This window comes from Dyella sp. SG562 (assembly GCF_011759495.1).
GTDB lineage: Bacteria > Pseudomonadota > Gammaproteobacteria > Xanthomonadales > Rhodanobacteraceae > Dyella_D > Dyella_D marensis.
The window spans coordinates 88,991-103,060 of the sequence record NZ_JAAOYS010000008.1 but is presented as its reverse complement, the minus strand read 5'-3'; the positions used below and the strand labels follow the sequence as shown (position 1 = coordinate 103,060).

The 14,070-nt window shown below is 67.1% G+C and carries 13 protein-coding genes; 9 read left to right on the top strand and 4 right to left on the bottom strand.

Annotation, left to right across the window (positions count from 1 at the left end; genetic code table 11):
* Positions 1–38: 38 nt before the first annotated feature.
* From FHW84_RS15425 to FHW84_RS15400, 6 genes are read left to right on the top strand one after another with little or no spacing between them, the layout of a single operon-like run.
* Entirely contained in the window at positions 39–923 is an 885-nt protein-coding gene (locus FHW84_RS15425; RefSeq protein WP_243868137.1) for a sugar phosphate isomerase/epimerase, read from the top strand.
* 37 nt (positions 924–960) lie between these two features.
* Positions 961–2,658, top strand: coding sequence for a GMC family oxidoreductase (locus FHW84_RS15420; RefSeq protein WP_167256862.1), 1,698 nt, complete (start codon positions 961–963; stop codon positions 2,656–2,658).
* Between the two features lie 11 nt (positions 2,659–2,669).
* Positions 2,670–3,260, top strand: coding sequence for a gluconate 2-dehydrogenase subunit 3 family protein (locus FHW84_RS15415; RefSeq protein WP_167256861.1), 591 nt, complete (start codon positions 2,670–2,672; stop codon positions 3,258–3,260).
* 3 nt (positions 3,261–3,263) lie between these two features.
* Positions 3,264–4,319, top strand: coding sequence for a sugar phosphate isomerase/epimerase (locus FHW84_RS15410; RefSeq protein WP_167256860.1), 1,056 nt, complete (start codon positions 3,264–3,266; stop codon positions 4,317–4,319).
* Positions 4,316–5,209, top strand: coding sequence for a TIM barrel protein (locus FHW84_RS15405; RefSeq protein WP_167256859.1), 894 nt, complete (start codon positions 4,316–4,318; stop codon positions 5,207–5,209). The genes FHW84_RS15410 and FHW84_RS15405 overlap by 4 nt, the downstream gene beginning before the upstream one ends.
* Before the next feature lie 19 nt (positions 5,210–5,228).
* A complete protein-coding gene (locus FHW84_RS15400; RefSeq protein ID WP_167256858.1) occupies positions 5,229–6,011 on the top strand; it encodes a DUF1080 domain-containing protein in 783 nt (260 codons plus the stop codon).
* A 47-nt stretch (positions 6,012–6,058) separates the two neighbouring features.
* Here the strand turns inward: FHW84_RS15400 and FHW84_RS15395 are convergent, their stop codons facing one another.
* Complete coding sequence (locus FHW84_RS15395) at positions 6,059–8,017, bottom strand: peptide-N4-asparagine amidase (RefSeq protein ID WP_167256857.1); 1,959 nt, start codon at positions 8,015–8,017, stop codon at positions 6,059–6,061.
* Positions 8,018–8,422: 405 nt separating this feature from the next.
* Between FHW84_RS15395 and FHW84_RS15390 the strand changes: the two genes are divergently transcribed.
* Together FHW84_RS15390 and FHW84_RS15385 are read left to right on the top strand one after the other, a co-directional pair.
* A complete protein-coding gene (locus FHW84_RS15390) occupies positions 8,423–9,607 on the top strand; it encodes a phosphatidylinositol-specific phospholipase C1-like protein (protein WP_167256856.1) in 1,185 nt (394 codons plus the stop codon).
* A 16-nt stretch (positions 9,608–9,623) separates the two neighbouring features.
* A complete protein-coding gene (locus FHW84_RS15385; RefSeq protein WP_167256855.1) occupies positions 9,624–10,922 on the top strand; it encodes a histidine-type phosphatase in 1,299 nt (432 codons plus the stop codon).
* A 112-nt stretch (positions 10,923–11,034) separates the two neighbouring features.
* On the opposite strand, the gene FHW84_RS15380 is transcribed toward FHW84_RS15385, so the two are convergent.
* Both FHW84_RS15380 and FHW84_RS15375 read right to left on the bottom strand, forming a co-directional pair.
* Positions 11,035–11,958, bottom strand: a complete 924-nt coding sequence (locus FHW84_RS15380; RefSeq protein ID WP_167256854.1) for a Dyp-type peroxidase — start codon at positions 11,956–11,958, stop codon at positions 11,035–11,037.
* Between the two features lie 103 nt (positions 11,959–12,061).
* On the bottom strand, positions 12,062–12,328 hold the full coding sequence (locus FHW84_RS15375) for a hemagglutinin (protein WP_167256853.1): 267 nt from the start codon (positions 12,326–12,328) through the stop codon (positions 12,062–12,064).
* 195 nt (positions 12,329–12,523) lie between these two features.
* On the opposite strand from FHW84_RS15375, the gene FHW84_RS15370 reads away from it, so the two are divergent.
* Positions 12,524–13,426, top strand: coding sequence for an RNA polymerase sigma-70 factor (locus FHW84_RS15370; RefSeq protein ID WP_167256852.1), 903 nt, complete (start codon positions 12,524–12,526; stop codon positions 13,424–13,426).
* 232 nt (positions 13,427–13,658) lie between these two features.
* Here FHW84_RS15370 and FHW84_RS15365 read toward each other — a convergent pair whose 3' ends face one another.
* Positions 13,659–14,060, bottom strand: coding sequence for a cupin domain-containing protein (locus FHW84_RS15365; RefSeq protein ID WP_167256851.1), 402 nt, complete (start codon positions 14,058–14,060; stop codon positions 13,659–13,661).
* Between the last annotated feature and the right edge of the window lie 10 nt (positions 14,061–14,070).

The window sequence follows — 14,070 nt, the reverse complement described above, 5'->3', positions numbered from 1 at the left end:
CTCCCAAGCTACCCACCGGCCGCCCCGAGAGAATCCATATGATGATGAATCGCAGGCAGTTCCTCGCTCGATCCGCCATGTTCGGCGCCGCGGCATGGCTTGCCGCCAGCCCTTCCGGCCGGCTGCTCGCCGCCGGCGCGCAGGGCAAGGCGCTCGGCATCCAGCTGTACATGGTGCTGAAGTCGTACCAGGCCGATCCGCTCGGCACGCTCAAGACGCTCAAGAGCATCGGCTACAGCGAGATCGAGGCGATCGTCACCACCACCGCCGCCACCTTGCGCGACCAGTTGAAAGAGGCTGGCCTCGGCTGTCCCAGCATGCACTTCGACAGCCTCGGTTTCGATCCGGGCATCGAAGCCGCGCACACCCTGGGCGCGAAGTTCATCGTCAGCAGCATGCTGCCGTCGATCATGCAGAAGGAAGCCGGCGCCCATGCGCCCGAGCCCACGTATTCGCTGGACGAGGCCAAGCGCACCGCCGAATACGCCAACCGCCTGGGCGAGAAAGCGAAGAAAGCCGGCCTGCAGTACGCATATCACAACCACCACCGCGAGTTCACCGACGTCGGCGGCGGCCAGACCTTCTACGACGTGCTGCTGAAGGAAACCGACCACCAGCTGGTGCATTTCGAACTGGACTGCGGCTGGGTGCACGTGGGCGGCAAGAATCCCGCCGACTACTTCAAGGCCAACCCCGGCCGCATCGCGCTGATGCACGCCAAGGATTTCCTGCCCGGCGCGGGCGGCAAGGATTTCCCCGGCGCGGAACTGGGCCGCGGCACGCTCGACTACAAGCCGATCATGGCCGCCGCGGACCGTTCGGGCCTCAAGCATTGCTTCGTCGAACAGGAAGGGCCGTTCAGCCGCATGAGCGACCTCGAGGCCGCGCGTATCGACTACGCCTACCTCAAGCCGCTGCGCTGAACCTCACGTCCCCACCTTCTGCTCCATAGGGAAACACATGGACAACAAGCACGTATACGACGCCATCGTCGTCGGCACCGGCGTCAGCGGCGGCTGGGCCGCGAAAGAACTGACCGAGAAAGGCCTCAAGACCCTGGTGCTGGACCGCGGCCCCATGGTCAAGCACGGCGACTACCCCACCGCGATGAAAGCGCCGTGGGAACTGCCCTACGGCGACGAGCCGACGCGGCACGATATCGAGCGCCACCCGATCCACACGCGACCTTCCTTTTACGGCATCACGCAGTCGACCAAGCATTGGTTCGTCGACGACATCGACAACCCCTACGAGGAAACCCGTCCGTTCGACTGGTTCCGCGGCTATCACGTCGGCGGCCGCTCGCTGATGTGGGGACGCCAGAGCTACCGCCTCAGCCCCATGGACCTGGAAGCGAACGGCAAGGAAGGCGTGGGCGTGGACTGGCCGATCCGCTATGACGACATCGCGCCGTGGTACGACTATGTCGAGCATTTCATCGGCGTCAGCGGCTCGATCGAGCACCTGCCGCAGCTGCCGGACGGCGACTTCCTGCCGCCGATGGAACTGACCTGCGTGGAGAAGGACTTCCGCGACAAGATCGCCGGCAAGTTCGGCGGCCGCAAGCTGATCATCGGCCGCACCGCCAATCTTTCCGCGCCGCTGAAGCACGACAAGAGCCCGCAGCGCGCCCCCTGCCAATACCGCAACCTGTGCATGCGCGGCTGCCCGTTCGGCGCCTACTTCAGCAGCAACTCCTCCACCCTGCCCGCGGCGGAGAAGACCGGCAACATGACCATGGTGACCAATGCCATCGTCTACGAGCTGATCTACGACAACGACAAGGGCAAGGCCACCGGCGTGCGCGTGCTGGATGCCGAGACCGGCCACCAGACCGAGTACTTCGCCAAGGTCATCTTCATGTGCGCCTCGACCTTCGGCACCACGCACATCCTGCTCAACTCCACCTCCAGCCGCTTCCCCAACGGCTTCGGCAACGACAGCGGCGAGCTGGGCCACAACATCATGGACCACCTGTTCGGCAGCGGCGCGCGCGCCATGGTCGACGGCTACGACGACCGCTACTACTCCGGCCGCCGCCCCAACGGCTTCTATATCCCGCGCTACCGCAACGTCGGCAGCGACAAGAGCAGCTTCCTGCGCGGCTACGGCTACCAGGGCGGCGCCAGCCGCCAGGACTGGACGCGCCTGGTCAACACCCCGCTGATCGGCGGCGATCTCAAGCGCGCCGCGCAGACGCCCGGCCCCTGGAGCATCTCGATGATGGGCTTCGGCGAGATGCTGCCCTCGCATCGCAACAAGGTGACGCTGGACCGCAACCGCAAGGACAAGTACGGCCTGCCCGTACTCAACTTCGACGCGGCGCACGAGGAGAACGAGCTGGCGCTCGGCAAGGCGATCGTCGACGACGCGCTGGAAATGATGAGCGCCGCCGGCTACCGCGACGTGCGTTCGTTCAAGGTCCAGGCGAACGTCGGCGCCGGGATCCACGAGATGGGCACGGCGCGCATGGGCCGCGACCCGAAGACCTCGGTGCTCAACGGCTGGAACCAGATGCACGCCTGCAAGAACGTCTACGTCACCGACGGTTCGTTCATGGCCTCCTCCGGCTGCCAGAACCCCTCCCTCACCTACATGGCGATGACCGCGCGCGCGGCCAGCCATGCGGTGGAAGAACTCAAGCGCGGCAATATCTAAGGAGAACCCCCATGAATCGTCGCGAATGGTTGAAAAGCATGACCACGCTGGCCGTCGGCGTGGCCGCCGCGCCCTCGCTGCTGGCCGTGTTCGACGCGCATGCCGCCGCGCAGAAAGGCGGTCCGGCGCCGCAGTTCTTCACCCCGCCGCAGCACGACACGGTGACCGCCGTGGTGGACATCATCGTCCCGCGCACCGACACGCCCGGCGCCGTGGATGCCGGGGTGCCGCGCTTCATCGACCAGATGTTCAAGGACGTCTATACGCCGGAGGAGCAGAAGCGCTACCTCACCGCCATGGCGGCGTTCGAGAAGCAAAGCGGCAAGCCGTTCGCCCAGCTCGACGCCAAGCAGCGCCTGGCGCTGGTGACCAAGCTGCACGAGCAGGCGCTGATCAAGGGCAAGGACCTCGATCCGGAATCCGCGGCGGCATTCGTGCTGATGACCAAGCGGCTGGCAACGTCGGGCTTCTTCATCTCCCAGCCCGGCTGCACGCAAGTGATGCAGTACGTGCCGGTGCCCGGCGCCTACCACGGCGATATCCCGCTGTCCGAAGCGGGCAATGGCCGCGCCTGGGCGGTCGAGACCGTGCTGAGGATCTGACGCATGAAGACACTCAAAGGCCCCGGCATTTTTCTCGCCCAGTACGCGGGCGATGCCGAGCCGTTCAACTCGCTGCCGGCGATCGCGCGCTGGGCCGCGTCGCTCGGCTTTGTCGGCGTGCAGATTCCTTCCAACGACAAGCGCCTGTTCGACCTGGAACAGGCCGCGTCGAGCAAGACTTACTGCGACGACGTGGCCGGCATGCTGGCCGAGCACGGGCTTGCGGTGACCGAGCTGTCCACCCATCTGCAAGGCCAGCTGGTCGCTTCGCATCCTGCTTACGACCGCCAGTTCGACGGCTTCGCGCCGCCGGAATTGCGCGGCAAGACCAAGGAACGCCAGGCCTGGGCCGTCGAGCAGCTGAAGCTGGCCGCCAAGGCCAGCCGCAACCTTGGCCTGAGCGCGCATGCGACTTTCTCCGGCGCGCTGGCCTGGCATCTGTTCTATCCCTGGCCGCAGCGTCCCGCCGGCCTGGTGGAAGAAGCGTTCGCGGAACTGGGCCGGCGCTGGCGTCCCATCCTGGATGCCTTCGACGAAGCGGGCGTCGACGTCTGCTACGAACTGCACCCCGGCGAAGACCTGCACGACGGCGTCACCTTCGAGCGTTTCCTCGAAGCGGTGGACAACCATCCGCGCGCCAACATCCTGTACGACCCCAGCCACATGGTGCTGCAGCAGCTGGACTATCTGCAGTTCATCGACTTCTACCACCAGCGCATCCGCGCCTTCCACGTGAAGGATGCGGAGTTCCGCCCGAACGGCCGTGCCGGCGTCTACGGCGGCTACCAGAGCTGGATCGACCGCCCCGGCCGTTTCCGCTCGCTGGGCGACGGGCAGATCGATTTCACCGCGGTGTTCAGCAAGATGGCGCAGTACGGCTATCCCGGCTGGGCCGTGCTGGAATGGGAGTGCTGCATCAAGGACGCCCAGCAGGGCGCGCAGGAAGGCGCGGTCTTCATCCGCGAGCACATCATCAAGGTCACCGGGCGCGCATTCGACGATTTCGCCGCGACCGGCGCCGACCGCCACTTCAACCGCCAACTGCTGGGACTCGAATGAGCCACTCGCCAGGCATTACCCGCCGCGCCATGCTCCGCCAGCTCGCCGCCGCCGCGGCCTTCGGCGCCACCGCGGCGCTGGCTCCCGCCGAGAGCGCATCCGCCGCGCCGCAGAAGAGCGGCCCCGGCCGCCTCAAGCAATCGCTGAGCCGCTGGACGTCCAAGGCGCCGCTGCCGGAACTGTGCAAGCGCCTCAAGAGCCTGGGCTTCGCCGGCGTGGACCTGCTGTATGCGGACGAATGGGCCGTGGTCAACGACAGCGGCCTGAAGGTGACGATGGGCTATCCGGCCAAACGCGACAACTTCATCAGCATGGGTTTCAACGACCCGGCCAATCACGCCACCTTGCTGAAGGAGCTGGAGACCACCATTCCGCTTGCGCAGAAGGCCGGCATCAGCAACGTGATCACCATGTTCGGCAACCGCGTGCCCGGCATCGACGAAAACCAGGCGCGCGACAACTGCATCGCCGGCCTGTCCAGGATCGCACCGCTGGCGGCCGAGCACGGTGTCACCCTGTGCGTGGAACTGCTCAACAGCAAGGTCGATCACCACGGCTACCAGGGCGACAGCACGCGCTTCGGCGTCGAGGTGATGAAAGGCATCGGCTCGCCCAACGTGAAGCTGCTGTACGACATCTACCATATGCAGATCATGGAAGGCGATGTGATCCGCACCATCCGCGACAACATCCAGTGGATCGGCCATTTCCACACCGGCGGCGTGCCGGGGCGCCACGAGATCGACGGCACGCAGGAGCTGAACTACCACGCCGTGGCCAAGGCGATCGCCGACCTCGACTACCAGGGCTATATCGCGCACGAGTTCATGCCGGCCGGCCCCGATCCGTTCGCTGCCTTCGCCGACGCCTACAAGATCTGCACCGTCTGATCGCCTACGGGACCCGCTTATGACGCCGCGCCTCGCTCTCGCCCTCCTCCCCTTCGCACTCGCCGCCGGTGTGGCATCGGCGCAGACCACGCCGCCAGCCGGCGATCCCAAGGCCACCGAGCAATGGGAACCGGTGCCGCCGGTGGTGACGCCGGGCCAGCGCGATGCTGCGCCGCCTTCGGATGCGGTCGTGCTGTTCGACGGCCATAACCTGGAACAATGGGAAGCCTCGAAAGACCACTCGCCCGCGCATTGGAAAGTGCACGACGGCGTGGCGACGGTGGACAAGACCACGGGCAATATCCAGACCAAGCGCCGCTTCAAGAACTACCAGCTGCATCTGGAATGGCAGGTGCCGAAGAACATCAGCGGCGAAGGCCAGGCGCGCGGCAACAGCGGTGTGTTCACGGCTTCGACCGGGCCCGGCGACGAAGGCTACGAAATCCAGATTCTCGATTCGTACCGCAACAAGACCTACGTCAACGGCCAGGCGGCCGCGGTCTACAAGCAGGCGGCGCCGCTGGCCAACGCCATGCGCCCGCCGGGCGAGTGGCAGGCCTACGACATCGTGTGGACCGCGCCCGTGTTCGCCGCCGACGGCAGCGTGCAATCGCCCGCCTACGTGACGGTGTTCCACAACGGCGTGATCGTGCAGAACCACACCAAGCTCACCGGCGAGACGCTGTACATCGGCAAGCCGGTGTACAAGCCGTACACCGACGCACCGATCAAGCTGCAGGCGCATGGCGATCCGTCGGCGCCGATCAGCTTCCGCAATATCTGGGTGCGACAGCTCGACTGAACGCCGCAGGCTGGGGGAGCCCCAACCTGCCCTTACGGGTGGCTCGATCAGGGATAAGGCAGCCACCCCAGCGGCGCCGGCGAACCATCCGGCCGGCTCTGCCACGACAGGCGGTTCTGGCCGTCCGTGCAATTCGCGCCGGTCTCCCACGTCGCCAGCTTGCCGTCGCGCGTGGTCAGCATCGCGTCGTAGCAGCTGCCGGCCGAGTCGTTGAAGCGATAGGTCTGCCAGCCGCCCTGGTCGTTGACCTTGGTGAACACGCGGTACGGGAACAGGCCGGTGGTGACGTCCAGTTCCGCGCCGGTGAGGTTCTGCGTCACCGCGCTGTAGACCGTATTGCCGTTGGCGCGGCGCACCAGCTGCAGGCCGACGTCCTGGCGGTAGCGCCTGATCTCGCGTTCCACCGTAGGGTCGTGCCACAGATAGTAGAAGCTGGACATCGGATAGCCGTAGTTGGTGATGTGCTCGTCCGCCAGCACGCCATTCAAATAGGTGCGCGTCTTGCCGGTCTCGGTGCTGTGCAGGGTGATGCTCTTCTGCAGCACCTTGCGCTGCAATGGCGCCACCGGCTCGGCGGGTACGCTGAACTCCTGGGTGTTGTCGAAGCCGACCCAGCGCTCCACCCGGTGGCGGATGCGCCCCTTGGACCCGTTCACATAGCCATCGATCACGAAATGCCGGCTCAGCGTGGTGGCGACGCTGCCGCTGAGATTGCCCTGCCGGTCGCGCACCACCGTGCTGCGCTGCTTCGGCACCGCCGGCTGCCCGGCCAGGTCGTTGCGGGTCAGCATGCCGGTCACCTGTTTCACCCGGCGGTCCTGGTAGACCAGCAGGGTCGCCGAAGCCCATGCGCCAGCCAGCGGATTATTGGTCAGGCCAGGCACGCTGTTGCTGGCGATGCGCACCGAGACGGTATGCGGCGCGCCATTGCTGAGCAGCGCGGCGAACGGGCTCAGGTCGATGCGATGGGGCACGTTCAACAGCTCCTGCGGCTGCGACGCCGGCCGCCACAAGGCCGCGTCGCCCTCGTCCAGGCTGGGATAAGCCGGATACAGCGGCACCACGCCGGCCGGCTGCTGGTCGATGCTCACCTCCGCCTCGCGGAAAGCGCCGCCGATGCAGTGCGCGGCGAAGCTGTGCTGCGCATCCAGCAGCAGGCGCGGGAACACCACGGCCAGCGGCGCCGGCAGGCAGCTGTACCAGGCGTCGTGGGGTACCACGTGGCCTTGCGTCGAGCCCGTGGCCGGCACGTAGTGATAGGTGGACGGCCGCACGATCACGTCGAGATAGGCGCGCTCGATATTGCGCGGCAGCGTCTGCTGGCGAAACACATTGAAGCTGGCGGCAAGGCGGTCCGACGTTCCGCGCAGGTCGGCCAGGGCGCCGGTCGCGTAATAGTTGCCGTCCCTGTAGTTGCCGGCCCCGAGCGGGAACACCGCATCGGGCACGGCGGGCGCCGGCTCGGCGACGGTGGCCGGATAGAACTTCAAGGTGGCGATGCCGGCGAAGTACGGGGCGGGCACATAGGCCTCCTGCCCTGTGCCGATCATCCAATTGCCCTCCAGGGCCGGCGCTCCGTCGCGGTAGGCCAGTACGGGTAGATAGTCGGTGACGTCGCGCTCCGTATGTCCGCAATAGAGCTCGAAGCAAGGCTGCATCTGCACGTGGTTGCCGGCCAGCGCGACGTTGCCGGAATACAGGTTCACGCCGCTCAGCCACAGGTTCAGCGGCAAGGCCAGGCCCTGCTCCTCCTGGTCGTCGGTGAGCACGAAATCCATCTCCAGCACCACCTTCGCCCACGGCCCCTTGCCGCAGGACTGCGACGAATAGTCGAAGTTGCCGCTGCCCACGCCGTTGGTGGTCATGCGCACTAGTTCCACGCTGCAGGGACGGCTGGACGGACGCGGCACCGGCGGATCGGCGCGCACCAGGAAATCGGTGCCCGGCGTCGGCGCATCGGCCGCGGCACACGCATTCCAGGTGAGACAGGCAAGCAGGACGGACACGGCGACGCGACCGGTAATTCCGGGGAACATGACGACCTCCAGGTGGCTCCCCCTGCGCCGGCGATGGTAAGAAACGCATTCCGGGAAAAGCGTGATAGGCACCGCAGCTAGGCGCGCCGCCGCGTTCACGCACGGCTTGTCAGTCACGCGAAAGTTGGCGTTGCTTTTGTGCTGCCTGGCCTGCGTGACCATCGACACACACCGGTCATGACTTTGATCGACGGCCTTGCCAGGACGACAGCCGCGTCGTTCGGACGTCCAAACGCAAGCAAAAGACTTCACACGGCCGTCACCTGATTGCAAAACGCCTGTTTCTAAAATCCCCGGATTGGATCGATCCAACCCACCCTGGCGTCAAGTTGCGCTCCCCGGCGCGGCCGCGTCCTTCCATCCATGAGCACCGCCATGTCCGCAACGCGTCCCGCACCCGAGCTGCGCCATTCCCCTGCCCGCGCCTGGCGTGGCCTCGACGTGCTGGCCATCGCCACGCATGCCTGCGCGGCGCTGCTGGCCCTGGCCGCGGTGCTGCCCTCGCTCGCCGCCGAATCCGCGCCGCTGCGCATGAACCAGCTGCAGTACATCGGCAGCCACAACAGCTACCACGCCGGCCTCGCACCGGGCGAAGCGGCGATATGGAAGCGCACGGATCCGGCGCTGTTCGCCAGGATCGACTACGCGCATCCACCGCTGGCGAAGCAGCTGGACGACGGCGTGCGCCAGATCGAGCTGGACATCTACGCCGACGCCAAGGGCGGCCGCTATGCGCATCCGGCCATTGCCGAGCAGGTGGCGAAGGCGGGACTGCCGGCGGACCCGCCGTTCGCCGATGCGGAGGCGATGCGCCGCCCCGGCTTCAAGGTCATGCATATCCAGGACCTGGACCAGCGCGCCACCTGCCAGCCCCTGGTCGCCTGCCTGCGCGAAGTGCGCGCCTGGTCGCAGGCGCATCCGCGGCACCTGCCGCTGTTCGTGCTGCTGGAGACCGAGGAGGCGCCGCTCAAGCTGCCCTTCCCCACCGTGCAGCCCGAGCCGTTCGACACCACGGCGCTGGATGCATTGGATGCGGAAATCCGCGCGGTGTTCGCGCGCCAGGAATACATCGCGCCCGACGACGTGCGCGGCCACTTCGCCACCCTCAACGCCGCCATCCGCGCGCAGGGCTGGCCGACGCTGGACAGCGCACGCGGCAGGATCGTGTTCCTGCTCGACCAGCGCCACGTCGGCCCGGCGTATCTGCAAGGCCACGCCTCGCTGCGCGGCCGCGTGCTGTTCACCAACGCCAGGCCCGGCGACGACGATGCCGCCTTTACCGAACTCAATGACGGCAGCGCCGAAGAGATCGCGCAGCTGGTCAAGCAGGGCTATCTGGTGCGCACCCGCACCGATGCCGACCTGCAGGAAGCGCAGCGCAACGACACCAGGCGCCGCGACGCCATGCTGGCCAGCGGCGCGCAACTGCTGAGCACCGATTACCCGGACGGCGAAGCGGCTGCCAATGGCTACGTCGTCGGCTTCGCCAGGCACCTGCGCGCACGCTGCAATCCGCAGTTTCCCGAGGCGCGCTGCAGCGACGCGGACCTCAAGCCCTGAACGCCGTATCGATGCCATGACGATGCAAATCGCGATCCACCGCCGGCTGCCCCATGTGGCGGCGTGGCTGCTGCTGGGCCTGGGCCTGGCGCTGATGTCCTCCCACGCTTCCGCCGCCACGGACAGCATGCAGCTGGAACGTGTGGTGCTGCTGTACCGCCACGGCGTGCGCACGCCGCTGCCCGGCGAGATCCAGCTCGACGAAGCCGGCGGCAAGCCATGGCCGCAGTGGAAGCAGGCGCCGAGCCAGCTCACACCGCATGGCATCGCCGGGGTGAAGCTGATGGGCGCCTATGACCGCCAGCGCCTCGCCGCGCTGGGGCTGTTCAAGCCACACGGTTGCCCGGCCGCGGAGCAGTTGTGGTTCTGGGCCAATACCGACCAGCGCACCATCGACAGCGCGGCGGCGCTGGCCGAAGGCTTCGCGCCCGGTTGCCATATCCCGGTGGGCCACCAGCCGCAGGGCAGCGAAGATCCGCTGTTCCATCCGATCGAGGCGAACACCACCGACTGGAACGAAGCGGATGCGGTGGCTTCGATCCAGAGCGCCACCGGCGGCCCGGACGCGCTGACCGCGCCGCATGCCGATGCGCTGGCGGCGATGGCGCAGGTAATGGGTTGCGGTGGCGCGCACGACCCGGCGTGGTGTTCGCCGGGCACATGGCACGGCAGCCTGGCGCTCGCGCCGGAAACGGGACACATGCGGCTGACCGGCCCGATCGCCACCACCTCGGGCACGGCCGAAGCGATCCTGATGGCGTATGCGGAAGGCCGGCCCTTGCCGGAAGTGGGCTGGGGCCGCACCGACGCGCAGCGGCTGCAGCAGCTGTCGCAGTTGCATGCGCTGCTGTTCGAGATCCATGCGCGGCCCAGCTATGTGGCGCAGCGTGTGGCTTCGTCGATGAGCGGGCGCCTGCTCGAACTGTTGCGCAACCCGCATGGGCCGCGGCTCAGCGTGCTGGTCGGCAGCGACAACAATATCGTCGCGCTGGCGGCCGTGCTGGGCGTGCATTTCCAGCTTGGCGGGTATGCGAAGGACGATCCGCCGATCGGCGGGGCGTTTGGCGTGGAGTTGTGGAAGGACGCGGCGGGCAAGCGTTATGTGCGCCTGTTGTATCAGGCGCAGAGTCTGGAGCAGTTGCGGGGGTTGGATGGCAAGGCGCCGCCGGAGACGTTGGCGCTGGTACCGGCGGGATGCGAGGTGGATCAACCCTGCCCGCTGGACGTCGTGGTGACCGCACTGGAACGAGCGGCGGCACATGCGCGTAAGGCGCAGACCGCGCAGCCGCGGCCGTCTTCAGCCCCGCGCCCATGACCGTGCCGGCGTAGGTTGGGGTGAGCGCAACGAACCCCAACGATACGATACGTTCGGCAGTGGTCATCGTTGGGGTTCGCTGCGCTCACCCCAACCTACGCCGCGTGGCTTATTAGAGCCCGTCCAGAAAACTTGCCGTCGGCACAAAATACAGCGACCCCGTCACCGCCCTGCTTACATCCAGCAAACGGTCGTAATTCCCCGCCGGCCGCCCCACGAACATGTTCACCAGCATCCGCTCGATCCGCGACGGCGAGCGCGCATAGCCGCAGAAATAGGTGCCGAACTCGCCCTTGCCCACCTCGCCGAACGGCATGTTGTCGCGCACGATGTCCAGCTCCTCGCCGTTCTCCTCGATCACGGTGAGCGCGTTGTGCGCGTAGCTGGGCTTGGTTTCATCGTCCAGCTCGATGTTCGAGGCCTTCCTGCGGCCGATGATCTTTTCCTGCTGCTCGACCGGGATCGCATCCCAGGCCTTCAGGTCGTGCAGGTACTTCTGCACGATCACGTAGCTGCCGCCGGCGAAGCCTGCGTCCTCGTCGCCGATGATGGTGGCGTCGAACGCCTCCTGGTGCACCGGGTTCTCGCTGCCGTCGACGAAGCCCAGCAGGTCGCGCGCGTCGAAATACTTGAAGCCGTGCACCTCGTCTTCCACCGCGGCGAACTCGCCCAGGCGCGACATGATCACCGTCGCCAGTTCGAAACACATGTCCATCCGGGTGGCACGGATATGAAACAGCAGGTCGCCGGGCGTGGACGGCGCATGGTGCGCGCCCCGGATCTCGCGGAACGGATGCAGCTCGGCCGGCCGGGGCTGGCCGAACAGGCGGTCCCACGCAGCGGAGCCGAATCCGGTGACGCAGGAGAGGCGGCGCTCCGGATCGCGGAAGCCGATCGAGCGCACCAGCGCGGACAGATCGGCGCACAATCCACGCACGGCCGCGTCGCCGCGAGGGTCGGGCTTGAGCGTCACCACCAGGAAGATCGCCGCCTGGGTCAGCGGGGCGGTCACCGCTTGCGTCATGACAGAAGACACATCGAATCCTTTGCTTGAATGGCCGGTCTTGCCGCGGCGCCGGGTTGCGGCGCCGCGAAAGTGCGGGAACATTGCGGCGCGGCCACGGACCTGTCAATTCGGCTCAGGGCTGCCAGTCCTTCATCCACGCGGCGAACAGCGCGAGCTGGTCCTGGTTCCAGCCGGGGCCGCTCGGCGGCATGCGCGGCTTCTCGCTGCCGTCCAGGCGCGCCAGCACGTGGCGCGCGTTGGCGTAGTCGGCGAACACGGCGTCGCCGGCGGGGTTGGCCATGTAGTCGTACTCGCGCAGATGGACGCCCATGCCGCCCATGCAGCGCGCGTCGCCGTCGGTGAACAGCGCGGCGATGTCTTTGGCGAAGGATACGGTCATGGCTTGCTCCCGGCAGGGATGAACGAGGGCGGCCAGCATGTCCACCGCCGCCGCGCCGCTGTAGGTCCGCGCGGGACGCCACCGTGTTTCCGCGCGGGCACCAACCGCCGCCGTGCATCTGCGCCACAATGCAAGGTGGCGCAAACGATCGTCACGGGCGAGGGATCGCTCCCACGCAAGGGGTAAGCACAGCGCATGGCCACCAATGACCTCAACGCCGTCTTCCACGGCCTGCGCCCGCGCCTGCAAGGCATCGCCTACGGCATGCTCGGCAGCGTGGCCGACGCCGAGGACGTGGTGCAGGACGTGTGGCTGCGCTGGCATGCCGCCGAGCAATCGCGCATCGGGAACCTCGAAGCCTGGCTGGTCACCGCGACCACCCGCGCCGCCATCGACCGCCTGCGCGCGCTGAAGGCACGGCGCGAGCACTACGTCGGCATGTGGCTGCCCGAGCCGATGCTGACCGACGCCGCGGACACGCCGGAACAGCTGCAGGAGCGCTCCAGCGAGGTGTCGGTCGCCCTGCTCCTGCTGCTCGAACGCCTGTCGCCGGAGGCCCGCGCGGCCTTCCTGCTGCGCGAAGTGTTCGACGTGGGCTATCCCGAGATCGCCGGGATCATCGACAAGAACGAGGCCGGCGTGCGCCAGATCGTGCACCGCGCGAAGACGCATCTGCAGGATGGGCGGCCGCGCTATGCGGTGTCCGCGGAATCGCACCTGCGCATCGTGCGGCGGTTCGCGCAGGCCACGGCCGAGGGGGAATTCAAGCTGCTCACGGCCTTGCTGGCCGACGACGCGGAGCTGATCGGCGACGGCGGCGGCAGGACCACTTCGCTGCCCCGGCCGATGCCTGGCGGCAAGCGAATCGCGCAGCTGCTGTATGCCGGCAAGCTGCGTTTCAAGGGCGAGCTGGGTATCGACGTGGTGGAGGTCAACGGACGGCTGGCGATCCTGCGCTCGATCGGCGGGAAGCTGGAGTCGGTGATGATGGTCGAGACGGATGGCGAGCGGGTCACCGATATGTTCGTGCAGCGCAATCCGGAGAAGCTGGCGGGGGTGGCGCAAAAGCTTGGCCTGGAACTGTGGACCCCACTTTAAACCGCCACCTGCCCCCTCTCCCCTCCGGGGAGAGGGTTGGGGTGAGGGGCCGGGCGGAGCGATGAGCCGAGGGTCGAGAAAAGCCGAAGAGCTTTTCTTCGCTGCGTAGAACGACCGTGGCAAGAGTGGCCCCTCATCCGGCTGCCGCCACCTTCCTCGCTCCTCAAAGCCGCGCACATCCATGTGCGCTCCCCGCGTGCTCCCCGACGGGGAGAAGGGTTCAATAGCAGCCTCAATGCACCGGCGTCAGCAGCGGCTTCCCCTGCTCTTTCAACAACAGCACCACGAACTTCGCCGGCTGCGTCTGGCTGGCATTGCGGCCGATGGTGTGCACATCGTTGGGCCCCTCATAGAAGGTATCGCCCGCCTTCAGCGTCACCGGCTTGCCGCCCTTCACGCCCATCACGATCGACCCTTCCAGCACATACACGAAGGCATGCGCATCGTGGCGATGCACCGGATCCACCGAGCCCGGCGGATAGTCCACGGTAATCATGGTGGCCTCCTTGCCTGGGTAGTCGCTCAACGCCTTGGTCATCAAGGTGGCCACGCTGGCATGCGGACCGGTTTCCTGCGCGCCGGCTGCGCCGGCGGCCGACAGCAGCAGGGCCGCAAGGATTCTGGAAACGCTCATGCTGTTCTCC